Annotated in this window: 14 protein-coding genes; 4 read left to right on the top strand and 10 right to left on the bottom strand. The window is 70.4% G+C overall.

The window, feature by feature from the left end:
• Positions 1–27 precede the first annotated feature (27 nt).
• A complete protein-coding gene (locus tag D8M34_RS08760) occupies positions 28–1,086 on the top strand; it encodes an LLM class flavin-dependent oxidoreductase (RefSeq protein WP_126893789.1) in 1,059 nt (352 codons plus the stop codon).
• A 97-nt stretch (positions 1,087–1,183) separates the two neighbouring features.
• A complete protein-coding gene (locus D8M34_RS08755; RefSeq protein ID WP_126893788.1) occupies positions 1,184–1,834 on the top strand; it encodes a dihydrofolate reductase family protein in 651 nt (216 codons plus the stop codon).
• Positions 1,835–1,915: 81 nt separating this feature from the next.
• On the opposite strand, the gene D8M34_RS08750 is transcribed toward D8M34_RS08755, so the two are convergent.
• Positions 1,916–3,679, bottom strand: coding sequence for an alkaline phosphatase family protein (locus D8M34_RS08750; RefSeq protein WP_126893787.1), 1,764 nt, complete (start codon positions 3,677–3,679; stop codon positions 1,916–1,918).
• Between the two features lie 83 nt (positions 3,680–3,762).
• On the opposite strand from D8M34_RS08750, the gene D8M34_RS08745 reads away from it, so the two are divergent.
• The gene (locus D8M34_RS08745; protein WP_161973056.1) at positions 3,763–4,461 is read left to right on the top strand and encodes a PrsW family glutamic-type intramembrane protease; all 699 of its coding nucleotides are present in this window, start codon (positions 3,763–3,765) and stop codon (positions 4,459–4,461) included.
• Positions 4,462–4,570: 109 nt separating this feature from the next.
• On the opposite strand, the gene D8M34_RS08740 is transcribed toward D8M34_RS08745, so the two are convergent.
• From D8M34_RS08740 to D8M34_RS08700, 9 genes are all read right to left on the bottom strand, one after another.
• Positions 4,571–5,614 carry an ABC transporter ATP-binding protein gene (locus D8M34_RS08740; RefSeq protein ID WP_126893785.1) on the bottom strand — a complete coding sequence of 348 codons (1,044 nt, stop codon included), beginning with the start codon at positions 5,612–5,614 and terminating at the stop codon, positions 4,571–4,573.
• The gene (locus D8M34_RS08735) at positions 5,614–6,414 is read right to left on the bottom strand and encodes an ABC transporter permease (protein WP_025102849.1); all 801 of its coding nucleotides are present in this window, start codon (positions 6,412–6,414) and stop codon (positions 5,614–5,616) included. Before D8M34_RS08735 ends, D8M34_RS08740 begins: the two co-directional genes overlap by 1 nt.
• A 2-nt stretch (positions 6,415–6,416) precedes the next feature.
• Entirely contained in the window at positions 6,417–7,244 is an 828-nt protein-coding gene (locus D8M34_RS08730; protein WP_126893784.1) for an ABC transporter permease, read from the bottom strand.
• Positions 7,241–8,323: an ABC transporter substrate-binding protein gene (locus D8M34_RS08725; protein WP_105950701.1), complete on the bottom strand. Its 1,083-nt coding sequence runs from the start codon at positions 8,321–8,323 to the stop codon at positions 7,241–7,243. The genes D8M34_RS08730 and D8M34_RS08725 overlap by 4 nt, the downstream gene beginning before the upstream one ends.
• Positions 8,324–8,364: 41 nt before the next feature.
• On the bottom strand, positions 8,365–8,835 hold the full coding sequence (locus D8M34_RS08720) for a DUF3830 family protein (RefSeq protein WP_025102846.1): 471 nt from the start codon (positions 8,833–8,835) through the stop codon (positions 8,365–8,367).
• A complete protein-coding gene (locus D8M34_RS08715) occupies positions 8,832–9,590 on the bottom strand; it encodes a gamma-glutamyl-gamma-aminobutyrate hydrolase family protein (protein ID WP_161973055.1) in 759 nt (252 codons plus the stop codon). The genes D8M34_RS08720 and D8M34_RS08715 overlap by 4 nt, the downstream gene beginning before the upstream one ends.
• Positions 9,587–11,077: an aldehyde dehydrogenase family protein gene (locus tag D8M34_RS08710; protein WP_126893783.1), complete on the bottom strand. Its 1,491-nt coding sequence runs from the start codon at positions 11,075–11,077 to the stop codon at positions 9,587–9,589. Before D8M34_RS08710 ends, D8M34_RS08715 begins: the two co-directional genes overlap by 4 nt.
• Positions 11,078–11,192: 115 nt before the next feature.
• Positions 11,193–12,218, bottom strand: a complete 1,026-nt coding sequence (locus D8M34_RS08705; RefSeq protein ID WP_161973054.1) for an Lrp/AsnC family transcriptional regulator — start codon at positions 12,216–12,218, stop codon at positions 11,193–11,195.
• A 142-nt stretch (positions 12,219–12,360) separates the two neighbouring features.
• Positions 12,361–14,928: a purple acid phosphatase family protein gene (locus D8M34_RS08700; RefSeq protein WP_126893781.1), complete on the bottom strand. Its 2,568-nt coding sequence runs from the start codon at positions 14,926–14,928 to the stop codon at positions 12,361–12,363.
• 243 nt (positions 14,929–15,171) lie between these two features.
• On the opposite strand from D8M34_RS08700, the gene D8M34_RS08695 reads away from it, so the two are divergent.
• Positions 15,172–16,599: a CCA tRNA nucleotidyltransferase gene (locus D8M34_RS08695; protein ID WP_126893780.1), complete on the top strand. Its 1,428-nt coding sequence runs from the start codon at positions 15,172–15,174 to the stop codon at positions 16,597–16,599.
• Positions 16,600–16,624: the final 25 nt, after the last annotated feature.

The following is a 16,624-nucleotide window of genomic DNA, read 5'->3' as shown; positions in this document are numbered from 1 at the left end:
CCCGGCTTCCATGCGTTCGAATACACCATGAAGGCTTTCGGATTCCTCTCGTTCGGTCACTATGCCGACGTGCCCGGCTCGGCGACCCGCACCGCAGGCGACATGCTGAAGCAGACCATCGAGATCGCGGAGGGCGCGGACGAGCTCGGCGTCAACGGCGCCTACGTCCGCGTGCACCATTGGGCCCGCCAGGCGGCGTCCCCGATGCCGCTGCTGACGGCCATGGCCGCGCGCACCGAGCGGATCGAGGTCGGCACCGGCGTGATCGACATGCGCTACGAGAACCCGTTCCAGTTCGCGGAGGAGGCGGCCGCACTCGACCTCATCGCGGACGGCCGGATCGCGCTCGGCGTGAGCCGTGGGTCACCCGAGACGGCGCTGCGCGGCTACGAGACCTTCGGCTTCCGCGACGAGGAGGACCCGGAGCGCGGCAGCGTGCTCGCACGGGAGAAGTTCGAGATCTTCCTGCGGGCCATCGACGGCGAGCGACTCGCCCCCGGCGACCCCCGCATGGTGGGCGCGGGACAGTACCTCGCGATCGAGCCGCAGTCGACCACGCTGCGCGACCACATCTGGTGGGGCTCGGGTTCGCGCGCCACGGCCGAGGAGACCGGACGCCAGGGGCTCAACATGATGAGCTCGACGCTCGTGACGGAGGCCACGGGGCAGCCGTTCCACGAGCTGCAGCGCGAGCAGATCGAGCTGTTCCGCTCCGCCTACCGCGAGGCCGGCCACACCGGCACACCGCGCGTCTCGGTCAGCCGCAGCGTGTTCCCGCTCGTGTCGGATATGGACCGCGCCTACTTCGGGCTGCGCAGCGAGGAGAACGCCGACCAGATCGGCATCATCGACGGGTTCCGCTCCACGTTTGGCAAGACCTACGCCGCGGAGCCTGATGTGCTCATCGAGCAGCTCCGACAGGACGAGGCCGTCATGGCCGCGGACACCCTCATGCTGACGATCCCGAACCAGCTCGGGCCGGAGTACAACCTGCATGTGCTCGAGGCGTTCGCGGAGCACGTGGCGCCGGCCCTCGGGTGGAAGCCCAACACGGAGGGTCCGGTCCAGGGCGACCCCGTGGCCTGATCCGGCACGGCTGTCCGCTCTTGACAGGGGCCGCGTTACGCCCGACGCTGGGGACGGCGCGCCGACCGGTGCCCGTCCCCACCGCTTCGGAGGCACCATGACCCGCGTGCGCGTCGACCTCAACATCACCCTCGACGGCTTCGCCACGACGACCGATCAGACCCCGGAGAACCCCTTCGGCGAGGACTGGGGACGACTCACCGCGGCCTACACGGCGACCCGCACCTTCCAGGAGCGCGTCTTCCACGACACGAGCGGCGCGGGCACGACCGGGGTCGACGAGAAGTACGCGGCGCAGTACTTCCAGGGCATCGGCGCCGAGATCATGGGCGCCGGGATGTTCGGGCTCCACGCGAACCCGGACGACCCGGAGTGGCGCGGCTGGTGGGGCGAGGAGCCGCCGTTCGAGGTGCCGGTGTTCGTCCTCACGCATACTCCGCGCCCGTCGATCGAGTTCGCGAACGGCACGAGCTTCCGCTTCCTCTCCGCGACCCCGGAGGAGGCGCTGCGGGAAGCCGTGGCGGTGGCCGGAGGGCGTGATGTGCGCGTCGGCGGCGGGGCGACCATGGTCCGGGAGTTCCTGCGCGCCGGGCTCGTCGACGACCTGCACGTGGGCATCACCCCCATCCTCATCGGCAGCGGCGTCCGACTCTGGGATGACCTGCGCGGCCTCGAGGCCGGCTATCGCGTGACGTCCGAGGTCGCGGAGTCCGGAGTGACCCACATCACGTTCTCCCGCGAGGGCTGAGGCGCCGGCGCGCGGTCGCAGAGTCACACCGGGGTCGCACGGATTCCGTGAATCCGTGCGACCCCGTGCGGAAGTGCGGCGTCAGAGCGGAGGGCCGAACAGCTCCTCGCCATGCTCGTGGAGGAGCCGGAACGCGTCGGCGAAGGTCTCCGGTTCCTTCTCGCCCGGCGCGCCGTAGCGGGCGAGGAGGAGCCCGAGCAGGCCGCGGGCGGGAGGCGTGAGCGGCTTGAGGTGATCGGCCTCGTTCGGCTGCGGGGTGCCGTCTTCGGGGTTCGGCGGGGTGTACGCGGGTGTGGTGACGGGCCAGTCGGCCGGGTGCCGCGGCTTGTCGAGGTTCACGACGTTGAGCAGCGTGTTGGCTGATTGGTCCCGGTCGTTCAGCGGCTCCAGGCCGTGCAGGCGCGACAGCGTGGCCGTGACCGATCCGTGGTGCATCTCGTCGTGGATGATCGTGCCGCGCCGCGTGTACGCCGACACCGCGATCGCCGGGACACGACAGCCGAGCCGGTCGAACGTGAAACCCATCTCCCCGGCGCCGGCGTCCTTCGTGGGTTTCGTGGCCGCGGGCGGCGGCACATGGTCGTAACAGCCGCCGTGCTCGTCGAAGGTGATGAGCAGCAGGGTGTTCACGGCGTTCGAGCCGCCGGGCGTCGCGCTCGTGCGCACGGCCTCGTAGATGTCGTGGATGAGCCGATCGCCCGCCCGCACATCGGAGATGGCGCTGTCGAACACGGGCTCGCCGTCGACCACGCTCTCCCGCGGCTTCCCGAACGGCGGATGGAAGTCGTTGTGGTCGTAGACCATCCGGGGTTCGATGAACGCGTAGGCCGGGAGGGTGCCGTTCTTCGCGTCGGCGTAGAAGTCCTCCATCGTGCCGAAATGATCCGTGCGCCAGTACTTCTCGAGCACCGCCGCATGCAGCATCCCCGTGAAGGAGACCAGCTGGAGCTTGTCGATGTAGATCCGCCAGCTCACCTTGCGGTCTTCCAGGCGGTTGAACACCGTCGGTGCGGCCGGGGCGTCGAGCCACTTCCGGTAGCCGCCGCCCCCCTGATTCGTCACGAAGCCGTGCGAGGTCGAGGCGTGGAAGAAGGAGCGGTTGCAGAAGGTCTGGGACGGCACTCCCGCGTACCAGTGGTCGAACACGGCGAACTCGGCCGCGAGGGTGGAGAGCACCGGGAGCATCTCCGGCGAGAACGAGCCCATGATGTGCCGCGCTTCGTCCAGGCTCGGCTCCTTCCCGTCGCGCAGTCGGCGGAAGTTGATGATGTAGTCCTCGAGGAACCCGGACATCGTCGCCTTCTCCCCGTGGGTGGGGGCGTTGAAGGGCGTGGTCATCTCGTCGACGAACAGGTCGGCGTTGGTCTTCGGATCGACGGTGCGGAAGATCTGCGTGTTGACGTGCGGGTACTCCTCACCCGGGTCCGGATCGGGGAGGCTCATGATGCGATCCGTGTCCCCCCGGTAGACGTGCGCCTCCACCACCGTGCCGTCCGGGGCGGTGTTGCTGTGGGTGCCGAACGCGAGACCTTCGAAGGTCTCGCCCGCCCGCAGCGTCTCGGCCGTGTAGAGGTAGCCGAGGAGGTTGTCGAAGGAGCGGTTCTCGCCCATCACCACGACCACGTGATCGAAGCCGGGCTCCGAGCGGGGCGCGAGTGCGGCGAACGGATCCGGATCGTCGGCGAAGCCGTCCCGGCCTCCGGCCCCGGCAACGGAGGCCCCGATCGCCGCTCCTCCCGCGCCCCCGATCACCGCTCCGGCCAGGGCGGCACCGCCCACGGTGAGGAATCCGCGCCGGGAGGGGTCGCGGGGAGAGGCGCCGGAGGGTTTGTCGTCGTCGACCATGCCGCGATCCTATGACCGCGCGAGCCAGTGCAGCATTCCGGTGTCCCAGGAATGTCGCGGAACGGGTCTGGAAGGATCGGGGAGTGCATTCCGCGGTCGTCCCTCCGACGTTCGTCGCCCGCTGGATCGCTCCGCGGGGTGCGCGGTCGTGGACGTCCTCGCTGCTCGCCGTGGCCTGGGGCGCCGGCGCGGCCGTGCTCCTCGCCACCGGGATCGGCGCGTGGTCTGCCGAGCAGGCGATGTACGTGGACGATCAGGGCATCCTCCGGGAGGCGATCCCCACGATGTGGGTGCTGACGCCCGTCGTGGAGGAGGTGGGGAAGGGCCTCGGGGTGCTGCTCATCCTTCTGCTCGCACGGCGGATCGGGCTGCGCGGCGTGCTCTTCGGCGCGATGGTCGGGGCCCTGGTCGGCGTCGGTTTCGCAGCGGTGGAGGACGCCTCCGCGATCGCGGCGGACATCGCGGCGAACGATCTCGGTTCCGGCATCGCGACGTGGATCGTCCGCACCCTGACCTTCCCCACCCATGCCGCGCTCGCGATCTGGACCGGCGCGGCGCTCGGTCTCGCTCTCGACGCCCGACGCGCCTGGTCGCGCCCGCTCCTCGCGCTCGCCGGACTCCTGGTGGCGATCGGGGCCCACGGAGCGATCAACTACGGGAACGTGGCCGGCGCCACCGATCAGGCCTCGTTCTTCATGGCCCTGGGCACGGCCTTCGGCTGGATCGTGGTGTCGATGATCCTCGCCGTGACCCTCCGTCTCGTGCTGACCCGCCGGGTCTGAGCTGCCCGGTCGGACGGGCACAGCTTCGGAGATCGCGGCCGACACGCCGCCGTGCGGGGTGGCCGCACGGCGTGTCGGGGCTGATCTCCGAAGCTGTGCGCGGGGTGGCTCAGGCGGCGGGGATCCAGAGGACGGCGCCGTCGCGCCAGCCGAGACCGGCCGCGCCCTCGGGGAGCGGGTCCTCGTGCCGGGGACGGACCACGCGGAGGCGGCGCCCCGCGAGTTCGACGATGTAGACGACGTCGGCGCCGCGGTAGACGTGCGCGATGACCTCGACCGGGACGGGGGCACCCGGACCCGCCGCGGGCGACAGATGCAGATCCTCCTGCCGGAGCACGACCTCGCCGGAGCCGTCCGGTCCGGCGCCCGTGAGCGGGACCTGCACGGAGGTGCCGTCGAGGGTCGCGATCGCGCCCGAGCGCGTGGCGGGAAGGAGGTTCGCGGCACCGATGAAGTCGGCGGCGAAGGGGGTGAGCGGGGCGCTGTACAGCTCCGCCGGCGCACCCTCCTGTTCGATGATCCCGCCGTTCATGAGCACGATGCGGTCGGAGAGGCTCATCGCCTCCTCCTGGTCGTGCGTGACGAACACGGTTGTGAGACCGAGCGTGCGGTGCAGTTCCTTGAGCTCGACCTGCATGTCCTCGCGCAGACGCGCATCGAGGTTCGACAGCGGCTCGTCGAGGAGGAGCACGCGCGGCTCGAACGCGATGGCGCGGGCCAGGGCCACGCGCTGCTGCTGTCCGCCGGAGAGCTGCGCGGGCATGCGATCGGCGAGGTGGCCCATCTGCACACGCTCCAGCGCCCGGACGGCGAGCTCCTTCTGCTCCGTCTTCGACTTCTCGCCCGACATCCGCAGCCCGAAGCGCACGTTCTCGGCGACGCTCATGTGCGGGAAGAGCGCATAGCTCTGGAACATCATGCCGAGGTGACGCTTCTCGGGCGGCAGCTTCGTGACGTCCTGCCCCGCGATCTCGATCGTGCCGCTCGTCGGCGACTCGAGCCCGGCGATGCAGCGGAGCAGCGTCGTCTTCCCGCAGCCCGAAGGCCCGAGGAGCGAGACGAACTCGCCGGACCGCATCGAGAGGTCGATGCCCTTGAGCACCTTCGTCCCCTTGAAGTCCTTGGTGAGTGCAGTGATGGTGAGCGTTGTCATCAGACGAACAACCTTCCCAGGCCGATGATGCGTTCGAGGACGATCATGAGGACGACGGTGAGCAGGACCATCAGGGTCGAGACGGCCGCCACGGTGGGCGACGTGCTGAACTCCAGCTGGCCGTAGATGGCGATGGGCAGGGTCTCCAGCTGCGGGGTGCGCAGGAAGAGGGCGATGACCGCATCGTCGAACGAGATGTTGAAGGCGAAGAACGCTCCGGCTGCGATGCCCGGACGCGCGATGGGCAGCACCACGAGCCGGTAGCGGTTCCAGGTGCCGGCGCCGAGGGTGCGCGCGGCCTCCTCGGTGAAGTGGTCGGCCCGGGTCATCACGCCGGTCACGGTGCGCATGACGTAGGGGATCGCGATGACCACGTGGATCGCGATGAGCACGCCCACATTCGGGGAGCCGATCGTGAGCGAGGCGATGGAGAGGGCGCCGATCGCGAGGATGATCGTGGGGATCGTCAGCGGCGACATCAGCAGCGCCTGGATCGCCGCGCCTCCCGGAACGCGGAACCGCGTCAGCGCGAGGGCGGCCGCGGTGCCGATGGCGGCGGCGAGGATCGCGACCGTCACACCCACCACGAGGCTCAGACGGAACGGTTCCAGGTAGGTGTCGGAGGTGAGGGCCTCCACGTACCAGTCGAGCGTGAAGCCCTGGCCGGGGAACGTGAGGAAGCGGTTCTCGCCCACCGAGGCGCCGGCGACGACGAGCAACGGGACGAGCATGTACAGCGTCACGATGACGCCGAGGAGGATCGCGAGGATACGGCCGAGGATCGGGACGGAACGGACCATGGTCACACCTTCTGCTTCCCGAGCCGGGAGGTGGCCGCGAGCACGAGCATCACGCCCGCGAACAGCAGCACGGCCTGCGCCGCCGCGAACGCCCAGTCGAGGTTGGTGGTCGCGTCGACGTAGATCGTCTGTGCGAACACGGGGATCTGCGAGCCGCCGATGAAGCGGGGGGTGATGAAGGAGCTCACCGAGAGCACGAACACCAGGGAGGCACCGGCGACGATGCCGGGCACCGACAGCGGCAGCACGACGTGCCGCAGCGTGCGCCAGAATCCGGCGCCGAGGGTGCGAGAGGCCTCCTCGAGCTGCGGGCGGATGCCGGAGATGACGCCGAGGATGCTGAGCACGGCGAACGGCAGCAGCACCTGCACCATCGCGATCACGACGCCGGTCTCGGTACCGAGGAATCCCTGGGTGCCGCCGACGAGGAATTCCGCGCCGGGGATCTGCATCATCAGGCCGGACGGCCCCATGAGCACCACCCAGCCGAAGGTGCGGACGACGACGCTCGTCATCAGCGGCAGGATCACGACGATGAGGAGGAAGGAGCGCACCTTCGAGCCGGCGCGCGCCATGATGTACGACAGCGGGACGGCGATGATGAGGGTGATCACCGTCTGGATCACCCCCAGGCGGAGCGATCGCAGCGCCGCCTGGAGGTGATACTCGCTCGCGAACAAGCGGGTGAAGTTGTCGAGGGTGAACCCGCCTGCCGGCGATTGCACGCTCATGAGCAGCATGCCGGCCACCGGGGTGACGAAGGCGAGCGCGAGCAGCACGATCGCCGGCAGGAGCAGGAGCCAGGGCTCCTTACGGGTTCGGACGCTCATTTGGTGATCAGCGCATTCCACTCATCGGTCCACGCCTGACGCGACGCGGCGATGTCGCCCGGGGCGTAGACCACGACGTCGTCGAGCTCGTCGCCGGTGAGCACGGCCTCGGCCGCCTCGTCCGACAGCTCGGCCTTCGTGTTGACGGGGGAGTAGCGCATGTTCTCCGCGAAGACGGCCTGCGCTTCGGGGCGCAGCTCGTAGTCGATGAAGAGCGTCGCCAGCTCGGGGTTGTCCCGGCCCTCGACGACGTTCGCCGTGATGAGCGACGCGGTGGCGCCCTCCTCCGGGACGATGAACTCGACGGGGAGACCCGCGTCCTGCAGGGTGCCCGCGTAGTCCATCGCGTACGGGGCCAGCCAGGTGCCGCGCTGGGCGAAGGCGGTCTGCAGGTCCGGCGAGGTGGGGACGACGATCGCGTCGCCCGAGGACGCCAGCGCCCCGAGGTCGGCGATGGCCGCGGACGGGTCCTCGATGCCACCCCCGAGCGCATCGGCCACGCGCAGCATCGACAGCACCCCGTAGGTGTTCGAGAAGTCCGTCAGGGCGACGTGACCGGCGTAGGCGTCGTCGAAGAGGTCTTCCCAGGACGTCGGCGCCGGGGCGTCGGCCTCGGTGTTGTAGACGAGCCCGATGGGCGCGAGCTGGATGACCGGACCCTCGCCGCGCTCGAGGCCGGCGGTCGCGATGTCGATGAGGTCCCCCGACGCGGACAGGTCGTCGGCGGCGATCGGGGCGATGAGGCCCTGCTCCGCGGCGGTGAACTCCTGTCCGCCGGAGAAGTGCACGACATCGATCTGCGGGCTCGCCTTCTGGGCGGTGACCTGGGCGAGGGCATCGGCGCTGTACAGGGTGATCAGCTCGACCTTCGCTCCGGTCTCCTCCTCGAACGGGTCGACGACGGCCTCGATGAAGGCCTTCTCCCAGTCTCCGCCGAACGACGTGACGACCAGGGTCTCGCCGGCGAACTCCTTGTCACCACCGGACGAGGACTCGCCGTCGCCGGATGCGCAGCCGGCGAGGACGAGGGCACCGGTGGCGACGAGCGCGCCGGCGGTGAGGATTCTGCGGGTGTTCATGCACTGCTCCTTCGGGATGGGTCCAGCACGGGGGTGGACGCCTAGACCAGGCGTCCGATGGTGAGCTGCTTCGCTCCGTCGATGCGGATCGCGGCGCTCTCCTGAGCGAACTCCGCGAGTCCTTCGGTGATGCCGGCCCAGATGTTGACGGGTGTCCATCCGAGGGGGCCGAGAATACGGGCACCACGATCGTAGAAGACTCCGATCTCGTACCACTCGAACGGCAGTCCGCCCATTTGCATGGGGCGCTGCCAGTACCACTGCAGGTCACCCGGCGCGGGCACGACCTGCTGGTTCTCCGCGGGCACGGCCTCGGGGTCGAAGTTCTGGGCCTCCTCGGGAAGACCGACCATGACCTCGGGTCCGGCGTACATCGCGTGCATCGCCTGCATGGTGACCGGCTTCTCCAGCGCGCCCCACATCGCCTCGCACGTGCGAGGGGCGAGGTCCTCGAACAGGGTGGCGACGGCGCGGACGCCGTTCTCGTACTCGAGGAAGACCTGCTTGGTCATCGTGTTCCTTTCTGGCCAGCGGACGGTTCCGCTGCGCGTTCACGGGCGGCCGCGACGAACGCCGCGAACAGCGGGCGCTCCTCGGCGGCCTCTTCGGGGGCTGTCATCTTCTCGGGGTGCCACTGCACCGCCCAGAAGGCCCAGTCGTCGTCCGACTCGACGGCTTCGACGATGCCGTCAGGAGCCCAGGCGACGGGGCGCAGCCCGGGGGCGGGGGTGTCGACGGACTGGTGATGGATGGTGTTGACGGTCCTCGTCGTCGTCCCGTAGAGCGCGGCGAGCCTGCTGTCCTCCGCGAACGCGACGGCGTGCCGGGCGGAGAGCTGCTCGTCTGCTCCTCGCACCGGGTGATGGTCGGCCGTGGCGGGGATGTCGACGATGAGGGAGCCGCCGAACGCGACGGTGCAGACCTGGAGCCCGCGGCAGATCGCCAGCACCGGCAGGCCGCGTTCCCGGGCGCCGAGGGCGAGCGCGATCTCGTAGCCGTCGCGGGCCGAGTCGTAGGACTTCCCGTCCTGGGGCTCGGCGCCGTAGTGCGAGGGGTGCAGATCCTCTCCGCCGGAGAGCACCAGTCCGTCGAGCCGATCGAGGACCTCGTCGACACCGGCGGTCGGCGGCAGCAGCACGACGGCGCCGCCGGCGGCCTCGATCGGCGTGGCGTACTCGGTGCCGAGGCTGTGCGCGGGGCGGCCCGTGCCGAGGTCGGTGTCGATGGCGCGGCGCCAGGTGGTGATGCCGATGAGCGGGCGGGTCACGACAGCTCGATCCACGTGGTCTTCAGGTCGGTGAACTTCTCCATCGCGTGCAGACTCTTGTCGCGACCGAAGCCGGAGCCCTTGACCCCGCCGAAGGGGATGGTCATGTCGCCCTCCTCGAAGCAGTTGACCCAGACGACACCCGCCCGCAGCCGCCGGGAGAGGGTGTGCACGGCGTTGAGGTCGGTGCTCCACAGCGCGGCGGCGAGGCCGTACTCGGTGCCGTTGGCGATGGCGAGGGCGTCGTCGACGTCGTCGTACGCGATGACCGACAGCACGGGGCCGAAGACCTCGCGCTGCGCCACCTCGTGCGCGGGGGTCACGCCGAGCACGACGGGGGCGAAGTAGCTGCCGCCGTCGACGGCGGAGAACCGTTCGGTGCTGCCGGCCGCGAGCTCGGCGCCGTCGGCCACCGCACGCTCGACGAACCCCGCGATCCCGGCGAGCTGCTTCTCGCTGACGATCGCCCCCATCGACGTGGACACGTCGAACGGGTCTGCGGGAAGGCTCGTGCGGGCGACCTCGGCGGCGATCTCCAGGGCCCTGTCGTAGTGCGCGCGGGGGACGAGCAGCCGGGACGAGGCCGTGCACATCTGCCCCTGGTTGTAGAAGCAGCCGTCGGCCGTGGCCCGGACCGCCCGCTCCAGATCGGCGTCCGGGAGCACGAGGCTCGCCGTCTTGCCGCCGAGCTCCGGCCACACGCGCTTGCCGTTCGACGCCGCGGCGTATCCGAGGAACCGGCGGCCGACCTCGGGCGAGCCCGTGAACGTGACGACGTCGACATCGGGGTGCTCGCCGAGTGCGCGGCCGGCGACGTGGCCGGCGCCGGGGGTGACGTTCAGCACGCCGGCCGGGAGGCCGGCCTCGTGGGCGAGCTCGGCCAGGCGCAGGGCGGAGAAGGTGGTGTGCTCGGCGGGCTTGAGGACGACGCTGTTGCCGACGGCGAGAGCGGGGGCGAGCTTCCAGGCCGTCATCGTGAGCGGGAAGTTCCACGGCACGACCGCGGCGACGACGCCGGCCGGTTCGCGGGTGACGAGCGCAAGGCTGTTCGGGGCGGTGACGGGGAGCTCGTCGAGCACCTTGTCTGCGGCCTCGCCGTACCAGCGGAAGCAGTTCACGACCGCGCGCAACTCCGTCTGGAGCGCCTCTCGCACCGGCTTGCCCATCTCGAGCGAGATCGTGAGGGCCAGCTCCTCGGCGTTGTCGTGGATGCGCTGCGCGAAGGCGATCAGGCGCTGGCCGCGCTCGCGCGGGGCGATGCGCGACCAGACGCCCGCGTCGAATGCGGCACGGGCGGAGCGGACCGCGCGGTCGATGTCGGCGGCGGAGGCGGCCGCGATCGGAGGCAGTGCCCGGCCGTCGCGGGGGCTGATCGGTGCGAGGGGCTCGGCGGCCCCGTCCTCCCAGGAGCCGTCGATGAACATGCGGGTGTGCAGCGACAGCGCCGCCGCGCGGTCCGCCCAGTCGTCTCCAGTTGCCGTGAACACGGTCGTCCTCTCCAGGGGTGAAGGCCCTGGAAGGGATACTCGCTCTATTTCGCCATTGCGTCAAGACAATGCGAACGATCCCGCCATTTCTTTACACGTCCGTAACAGAATCGGCCTACAAACGGATGGCTCCCGTCGGCATGTCCTGCGCCAGCGCCGCCGGCGCCTCGTCCACGATCAGCGACCCGCGGAGCACCGGCGTGATGACGACGAGCGACTCCACGACCTCCAGCCCGTCGTGGCCCGCCACCGCGGGACCGGTGAGGAAGTCGTAGAACTCGTCCGCGTCGCGCACGAGCACGTTCATGAGGAGCTGCGACGTGCCGGTCGTCGCGACGATGAACTTCACCTCGGGGGCGGCGGCGAGGGCGGATCCCACCTTCTCCAGCCGATCCATCGGCACCCGCAGCCACACGAGTGCCTCCAGCCCGAGGCCGAAGAGGCTCGGGACGATCTCCGTGCGGGGGTGCATGAGACCGCGGCGGTTGAGGGACTCCATCCGTCGACGCGTCGTGGTGACGTTCAGTCCGAGCGCGCGGGCGAGCTGCGCCACGGGCATCCGTCCGTCCTTCAGCAGGAGCCGGATCAGCGCTTCCTCGTCCTCGCTCAAAGCGTCCGCCGGGTCGACCTCGGATCCCGAGGACTCGTCCAGCATGTGCACCTGCTCGTCGGACAGCACGCCCACCCGCCAGTCGTGTCCGGAGCGGAAGAACTTCAGCACCGTGGTGACGTTGATCGACGCGATGCCCTCCACCTCGGGGAAGTCGGTGAAGAGCAGCTCGCGGATCGATGCGTCGTCGTGGGGGAGGAGCATGCCGGCGATGTCGCTGCTGCCCTCGAGGACCGACACGGACGACGCGTCGGCACGACGCGCCAGGGTGCGGGCGACGTGCCAGAGCGCATGGGGTTCGGTCGTGATCCGGAAAAGGACGGCGCGGGCATGGAGCACGCGGGCGGGGTCGACGTAGGTCGAGACGCGCACGAGGCCGCGGTCCAGGAGACGCTGTCCGCGGCGGGCGACCGTCCGCTCCGGGAGGTCGACCACGCGGGCGATCTCGCCCCAGGACGCGCGGCCGTTCACCTGCAGGGCCGCCGCGACGATCCGATCGGTCTCATCGGCCAGGGCATCGTTCGCGGGCACGGGTTCTCCTTCGCGGGTCGGGCACGTGAAGGTTATCCCAGACCCGGAGGGGACCGGTGCATGGTCCGAGGCGAGAGCCGGGTGAGACGGCACGGGCGCCGCCGGAGGACCGGCGGCGCCCGCGGAGGGACAGGCGACCGGGTTACCCGGCGTCCGTCGTCTCGACGACCGCGGTCGCACGACGGCGACGCAGCGCGAACAGACCGAGGCCGGCGGCGAGCAGCACGATGGCGCCGATGACGAACGGCGTGCTGTCCGCACCGGTCGTCGCGAGGTCGCCGTCGGTCGCGCCGCCCGAGTCGCTCTCACCGGGGACGATCGCGCCGCCGTCGCCGTCAGCCGCTGCGGTCACGGTGAGGGAGGCCGTCACCTCGGTGCCGTCGGGGAGGATCACGGCGAGGGTGTGCGTCCCCGCTGGGGTGGCCGCGGGGATGGTGACGGTGCGCGAGAACGTGCCGTCGGCCGCGACCGTGACCGTACCGAGCGCGACCGGGTCGGACCGCAGCTCGAGGGCGAGCTCCGCGCCGGCCGCGAAGCCGCTTCCGGACACCGCGAGCGTGCCGCCGGCCGCGACCGAGGACGCGCCCAGCTCGACCGCCGCGGGCTTCTCCGGCTCCGGCTCCTCCGTGACCGGCGGGGTGACACCGGCCTCGGTGACCCACTTCTCACCAGCATCCGACTTGGTCACCGTGAACGTGTCGTAGACGGCGCCGACGGGGAGGTCGGTCGTGGCGTCCGGCTGCTTCTCGGCGAGGTACGACCGATAGACGAGCTGGTTCTTCGAGACGTCGATCACCTGGTACGTCGTCACGCCCTGACCGCGCAGCACCTGCGTGGCGCCGTTGTTGGTCCAGACGTTCTTCTCCGGGGTCTCCAGGTCGTAGTGCTTCGCGCCGGAGTTCGACACGACGTAGACCGGGCCGGTGGTGAGGCCCGGAGTCTCGGTCGCATCCGTGTTCACGTAGCCGCGGGCGTACGTGTGGTCGTGGCCCATGAGCACGAGATCGATGTCGTTGCGCTGGAAGACGGGCAGCCACTCGGCGCGGAGCACCGGCTCGTCACGACCGGCCGAGGCCGAGAAGACCGGCTGGTGGAACGTGACGACGTTCCACTTCGACGGGCTGTTCTGCAGCAGCAGGTCGAGCCAGGCGGCCTGGAAGCGCGTCCACAGGGTGCCGATCTGGGACGACGGGCACTCCGCCCCCGTGCAGGACGGGAGCCCGGCCGGGGTGAGGAAGGTCGTGTCGCGGGTCGCGTTCAGGGTGATGAAACGGACGCCCTGGTAGTCGGTGTAGTACGCGGTCTCGGCGGCGAACGAGCTCCAGTGGTCGAAGAACGCGCGGTACTGCTGCGCGACCTCGGAGTCGCCCTTCGCGAGGTTCGCGAGTTCGCCGATCGAGCTCGTCGACGGGTTGTTGTGCGGGTACTCGAACGCGGCCTTCCACGCCGTGAGCAGCTTGTCGCCGGAGTACTCGTGGTTGCCGGGGGCGGCCATGACGTTGGTGCGGACCGCCGAGTCCTTCATGCCCCGGAACCAGTTCAGCCACTCGTTCTCGTTGCTGGAGGTGTTGATGAGATCGCCGGCGTGCACGGAGCCGATGGATCGCGGCGCGTTCGCCTCGGCCTGCTTCACGACGCTCGGCCATGTGGTGTCGAGACCGATCTGGGCGTCGCCGTAGTAGATGAACTGGAAGTCGCTCGCCTTCGGGTCGGCGGTGCGGAACTCGTACCAGTCGCTCCAGCTCCCGGGGAGACCCACCCGGTAGCGGTACGCCGTGGCGGGGGTGAGGTCGGTGACCGTGGCCGAGAAGTGCTTGTTCGGGTTGCCGTTCACGACACCGGCGTCGTACGCGTCGACCGTGCGGGTGGCACCACCGGTCGCGAGGCCGATCTCGACCTGGCCGACCGTGTGCGAGGCGTCGCCGGCGAGCCAGGAGAACGACTGCGACACCTCCGGCTTCTCGGTCGGGGTGAGGATGACGCGGGTCGGCGGGGCGACCACGGGCGTGCCGGGGTCGGAGGCCTTCACGAGGGTGAGCGACGACATGTCGAAGTAGATGTCGGAGCTGGACGCGCGGTCCTGGAACAGCGACACGGCGATCGTGTTCGTGCCGTCACGGAGCAGGTCGCCCTCGGCGCTGAACGTGCTGGTGAGCGGGTCACCGTTGGAGTCGCCGGCATACTCGACGTTGGTGGTGTCGGTGATGCGGCCGTCGACGTAGCGGGCGACTTCCTCGCCGTTGATCCAGACGATGATGGCGTCGTCGTAGGTGATGGTGCTCTGCAGAGCGGCGACCTGCTCGGCGACGCCGGCTTCGAGTTCGAACGTCGTCCGGAAGAAGTAGGTGGGCACGGTCGGGGCCGCGGTGCCGTCGAGGTAGTGGTTGAGGAGCGTCTTCGGCGTCTGCGGGCCGACGGGGGCGAGCTTCCCGCCCTTGGCGCCGAACGAGCCCGGTGCGGTCTTCCACGCGCTGTCGTCGTAGGCCGGCAGGGTCCAATCGCGCAGCGCGGCCGGGGCAGGGGACGGGTCGGAGCCGTCGTCGAGGTAGTGCCAGGGGGTGTCGCCGGTGACGAGCGATCCGGTGGGCACCTCGGGGTCGGGCGCGGCGAGGGCCGCGGGGGCGACGACGGCGCCGCCGAGCACGGCGAGCAGCGCGACGGACGTCAGTCCGCGACGCCGCCACCGCACCGCAAGGGTGGGGGAGGTCATGTCTGTCCTTCGTGGGTGGGTGTCCGTGCTCAGCCGCACGGGGCGCCCCCAGCCCAGCGGAGCCGGATGACCGCGGTCTGACATCGAGGCGACGGGGAGGTGAACGCGCTCGCGGGCGGGCACCGCTTCGGAGATCGCCCGAGACACGCCGGGGTACCGGCTCGGAGCCGGCGCGTCGGCCGGAGGCTCCGAAGTCGTGCCCGGTCCGGAAGGGGTGGAAAGCGGGCCGGTACGCTGGAACCCATGCTCAACATGGCCGACGGCCTCGCCCGTCTCGGCGCGCTCGCCGAGAATCCCGTCGTCCGTACCCTCGCGGAGGCCTTCGACGAAGCCGGTTTCGAGCTCGCCGTCGTCGGCGGTCCGGTCCGCGATGCGCTGCTCGGCCGCGAGACGCACGACCTCGACTTCACGACGAGCGCCTCGCCGGACGAGATCCTCGCGATCGTGAAGCCGGTCGCCTCCGCGCACTGGGACATCGGCCGGGCCTTCGGGACCATCGGCGCCCGGGTGCGGGGCGAGCAGGTCGAGATCACCACCTATCGCGCCGACAGCTACGACGGCGTGACGCGCAAGCCCACCGTGGAGTTCGGCGACTCGATCGACGGCGACCTCGTCCGCCGCGACTTCACGGTCAACGCGATGGCCCTCCAGGTGCCCGCGGTGAAGCTCGTCGACCCGACCGGCGGGGTCGAGGACCTCGTGGCGGGCGTGCTGCGGACACCCGCGGATCCCCGGGTGTCGTTCGGCGACGACCCGCTCCGGATGCTGCGCGCCGCCCGGTTCAGCGCGCAGCTCGGCTTCACGGTGGAGGAGGACACGGAGCGGGCGATCACCGAGCTCCGCGAGACCCTGACGATCGTGAGCCCGGAGCGCGTGCAGTCCGAGCTCGTGCGCCTCATGCAGACCGACGACCCCGTCCGCGGCATCCGGGTGCTGGTGGAGACCGGACTCATCGAGGAGTTCCTCCCCGAGGTCAGCGCCCTCAAGCTCGAGGTCGACGAGCACCACCACCACAAGGACGTCTACGAGCACTCGCTCACGGTGCTCCGTCAGGCCATCGCGCTCGAGCACGCCAGGAACCCCGGGGCCGCTCCGGATGTGCCGCTGCGGATCGCGGCTCTGCTCCACGACATCGGCAAGCCCCGCACGCGCAAGCTCGAGCCGGGTGGCGCGGTCACCTTCCACCACCACGACGTCGTCGGCGCCCGGATGGCCCGCAAGCGGCTGCAGGCCCTGCGCTTCGACTCGGCGACCACGGACGCCGTCGCGACCCTGATCGAGCTGCATCTGCGGTTCTTCGGCTATGCGGAGGGGGCGTGGACGGATGCCGCCGTGCGCCGCTACGTCCGCGATGCCGGGGACCTGCTGGAGCGGCTGCACATCCTCACGCGCGCCGACGTCACCACGCGGAACAAGCGCAAGGCCGCTCGGCTCGCCGCCGCCTACGACGACATCGAGTCCCGGATCGCGGCTCTTCGCGAGCAGGAGGAGCTCGACGCGATCCGTCCGGAGCTCGACGGCAACCGCATCCAGGAGGTCCTCGGCATCTCGCCGGGCCGGGAGGTCGGCGAGGCGTACAGGTTCCTCCTCGATCTGCGCCTCGACGAGGGCGTGCTGGGTGAGGACGTCGCGGAGCAGCGTCTCCGCGAGTGGTGGGCTTCGCGCGGCTGACTTCTGCCGACCCACCCCCTTGCGT

The sequence above is a fragment of the Microbacterium sp. HSID17254 genome (assembly GCF_003989315.1).
Classification (GTDB): Bacteria; Actinomycetota; Actinomycetes; order Actinomycetales; family Microbacteriaceae; genus Microbacterium.
This window is presented reverse-complemented; position numbering and strand designations above follow the sequence as displayed.

Bases quoted from the DNA above. Each gene is read 5' to 3' on its own strand.
- D8M34_RS08760 (WP_126893789.1), top strand. From the start codon at position 28: ATGAAGGCTTTCGGATTCCTCTCGTTCGGTCACTATGCCGACGTGCCC.
- D8M34_RS08755 (WP_126893788.1), top strand. From the start codon at position 1,184: ATGACCCGCGTGCGCGTCGACCTCAACATCACCCTCGACGGCTTCGCC.
- D8M34_RS08750 (WP_126893787.1), bottom strand. From the start codon at position 3,679: ATGGTCGACGACGACAAACCCTCCGGCGCCTCTCCCCGCGACCCCTCC.
- D8M34_RS08740 (WP_126893785.1), bottom strand. From the start codon at position 5,614: ATGACAACGCTCACCATCACTGCACTCACCAAGGACTTCAAGGGGACG.
- D8M34_RS08735 (WP_025102849.1), bottom strand. From the start codon at position 6,414: ATGGTCCGTTCCGTCCCGATCCTCGGCCGTATCCTCGCGATCCTCCTC.
- D8M34_RS08730 (WP_126893784.1), bottom strand. From the start codon at position 7,244: ATGAGCGTCCGAACCCGTAAGGAGCCCTGGCTCCTGCTCCTGCCGGCG.
- D8M34_RS08725 (WP_105950701.1), bottom strand. From the start codon at position 8,323: ATGAACACCCGCAGAATCCTCACCGCCGGCGCGCTCGTCGCCACCGGT.
- D8M34_RS08720 (WP_025102846.1), bottom strand. From the start codon at position 8,835: ATGACCAAGCAGGTCTTCCTCGAGTACGAGAACGGCGTCCGCGCCGTC.
- D8M34_RS08700 (WP_126893781.1), bottom strand. From the start codon at position 14,928: ATGACCTCCCCCACCCTTGCGGTGCGGTGGCGGCGTCGCGGACTGACG.
- D8M34_RS08695 (WP_126893780.1), top strand. From the start codon at position 15,172: ATGCTCAACATGGCCGACGGCCTCGCCCGTCTCGGCGCGCTCGCCGAG.